Below are 2,934 nucleotides of genomic sequence, written 5' to 3'. Positions count from 1 at the left end.
GGATTGTTAGTATGAATCATGAGAGTTACCTCGTGTTTTGTATAAGGATTGGACACCCATATCAAAACCGGTAACTCTCAACCTTGCAAGGTCCAGTGTCAGATCAAGTCGCGACTAATACACATTACGACCGGCTGGTAGAGCTTTTCAGCACCTGATCGACCATTTCTGGTGCCATGCCCAGATAGTTGGTCGGATCGGTCAAACGCTCAATCAGTTCCGGTGCCAAACGGTCGGCCACGTTCGGCATCGCATTGAGCACATCCGCCAGTCGGCCGCCTTTCTCATTCACGATGCGACAGGCATCGTAGACGATATCGTGCGCATCCTGTCGACCAATATAAGGTGCCAGCCCCATCATCACCGCTTCCGCGACGATAAGTCCCTTGGTCATATCGAGATTACGTGCCATCGCCTGTTCGTCCACAATCAGACCGCTGAGCATAAAGTTGGCCTGATGCAGCGCACCGGCGGAGAGAATGAAGCTTTCAGGAATGGCGATCCATTCTGCATGCCACGGCCCAGTGGCACGTTCGAGATCCTGTACCATAGCATCTAACATCAAACCGGCTTGCTGTCGCACACCTTTGGCACATGCCAGCATCAATTCGCTCGAAATAGGATTGCGCTTTTGCGGCATGGTGCTGCTGACACCGCGGCCCTTCACAAAGGGTTCATACAGTTCGCCAAACTCATTGGATGCCATCAACATCACATCATAGGCAATCTTGCCCAGCGACCCGGTCATCAGCGCCAGCAGGTTAACCGTTTCGGCAAACCCATCGCGCGCCACATGCCAGGTAGAGACAGGCACCCCTAGCCCCAACTCTTCCATCAACGCTTTCTGAACGTCCAACCCTTTATCACCCAGAGAGGCCAAGGTTCCGGCGGCACCGGCAAATTCACCGACCAGAATGCGAGGACGCGCCTGCTCCAAACGCTCCTGATGACGATCGAACATATCAAGCCAGATAGCCGCTTTATAGCCAAAGGTCACTGGCAAAGCCTGCGCCCCGCCATCGGCGTAGTGCGATAACGCTGCGCCAGGCCAGCAAGCGTCCCACGCAATGTCTTGATTTCCTGCTCAATCAGCTCAAAAGCATCACGGATTTGCAAAACCACAGCGGTGTCCATAATGTCCTGAGTGGTTGCCCCCCAGTGAACAAACCCACCGGACTCACCTGCCTGTTTGGAGATTTGATGCACCAGCGGCAAAATCGGGTAACCGACAATTTCGGTTTCATGACGCAGTATATCAAAATCCAGCGTATCGGCATTGCAGCGCTGGGCAATCTCTTGCGCCGCCGCCTCAGGGATGACGCCACAGCGCGCCTGCGCTTTGGCAAGCGCTATCTCAACAATGACATATTTTCTAATCAGCTCGTGGTCGTCAAAAACGGCGCGCATTGCTGGCGTGCCAAATGCATCACGAAACAGTACGGAATCAAGCACATTCGAAGCCATAAAAGCATCCTGAAATGAGAGTAAGAGTGATAAACTGCGCCTGTCATGCCGTAATGGGGTTACCAGTAAGCCAATACTGCTAAGAGGCATGACAGGCGCATCGGGTACTCACCTATCTGTACTATTGTTTACGTACAAGCACAGTTAAATGTACGAACAAACTTAAATGTACGGACATTGTTAATGTACAGACAAGATAGAATGTACGGACATTAAAGCGAAAGCGTTTTAGCGCAGCTTTGTGATATTGATCAGCTATGCGGGAAAAAAACCGTTGCCTATGAAAGAATCGTTGTATCGGCGCATTGCGCGTGAACTTGCACAGCAAATCCTCTCCGGACAGTACCCGGTGGGCTCCCTGTTACCGACGGAAATGGCGCTGTGCGAGCACTATCAGGTCAGCCGACACACCATGCGAGAGGCGCTGCGCGACCTGACCGAGCAGGGATTGATTACGCGACGCAAGGGGTCAGGCACACAAGTGGCTGACAAAGCGCAGCATAAAGGGCTAAACCACCCGCTGGCTTGTCTGGAAGATCTGTTTTTTCTGGCGAAAAACAATCCGCGCGTAGTGAAAAGGATTGATGAAGTGGTTGCTGACTATGACCTGGCACAGACTATCGGCTGTGAGCAGGGATCTCGCTGGCTACACGTTGCCAGCATTCGGGAAGACAGCGAAAACAAAGACGCCCCCATATGCTGGACGGACAGCTACGCCAGCGCCACCTTCACCAAAGTGCGTCAATTGGTGCGCAGCGATCCCTTTGCGCTGATCAGCGATCTGATCGAAACCCACTACGGCATTCAAAGTGAGGAGGTGCGGCAGACCATCTTTGCGGTCACCGTGTCAGCGAAAATTGCCAAGGTGCTGGGCGTTGAGCCAGGATCGCCCGCACTGAAGATTGTACGCCGCTATCTGGATCGCGATGGCAATACGTTTGAAACCACGATTTCGGTGCACCCTGCCGATCGCTATGCGTGTTCTATCGTACTGACGCGGGCAAAAGGCTAAGAGCGTCGCGTTCCTCATGAAACGGATATGAATCACTCACACGTTGCAGATACGTTTAGAATTCAGCCGTTGTTTAGAATTCAGCCGTTATAGTACGCGCAGTATAACTACGGAGAGAGATTTTTGGACAGTCAAAGCGATATACGTTGTGAAAACATCGATCATGAAAGCATCGATCGTGTAAGCACTGATAGTAAAAACAACAGCATTATCTCTCCGGCAAACTGACACACCCGAATGTGCGTAGCTTGCCGGTAACGGCGGGCGACGCAACCAGCATTTCGATCACGATTGCATCCCTGTTAAACGTTCATCCATGACGGCAGATATGAAATGTACTAGCTCAGACCTGATCTGACAGTTACCGGTTATTTATACAGGTGTCTGTCAGATTAAATCTGGTTCAGATTTTTTTCTGCCCAGACCCGTTTACCATCAAGTAATGTTGCCATTGGCGT

Annotated in this window: 1 protein-coding gene and 1 pseudogene; one reads left to right on the top strand and one right to left on the bottom strand. The window is 51.6% G+C overall.

Going from position 1 to position 2,934, the window contains the following annotated elements:
- Nucleotides 1-124: 124 nt before the first annotated feature.
- Nucleotides 125-1,464 (bottom strand): annotated as a pseudogene (locus ACTBDZ_RS16635) (class-II fumarase/aspartase family protein).
- Nucleotides 1,465-1,744: 280 nt separating this feature from the next.
- On the opposite strand from ACTBDZ_RS16635, the gene ACTBDZ_RS16630 reads away from it, so the two are divergent.
- Nucleotides 1,745-2,476, top strand: coding sequence for a GntR family transcriptional regulator (locus ACTBDZ_RS16630; protein ID WP_438816121.1), 732 nt, complete (start codon nucleotides 1,745-1,747; stop codon nucleotides 2,474-2,476).
- Nucleotides 2,477-2,934: the final 458 nt, after the last annotated feature.

This window comes from Symbiopectobacterium sp. (assembly GCF_051710365.1).
In the GTDB taxonomy this organism is placed as follows: Bacteria; Pseudomonadota; Gammaproteobacteria; order Enterobacterales; family Enterobacteriaceae; genus Symbiopectobacterium.
Note: the sequence above shows the minus strand (reverse complement) of the source record. Positions and strands in the feature narration are given on the sequence as shown.

Bases quoted from the DNA above. Each gene is read 5' to 3' on its own strand.
- ACTBDZ_RS16630 (WP_438816121.1), top strand. From the start codon at position 1,745: ATGAAAGAATCGTTGTATCGGCGCATTGCGCGTGAACTTGCACAGCAA.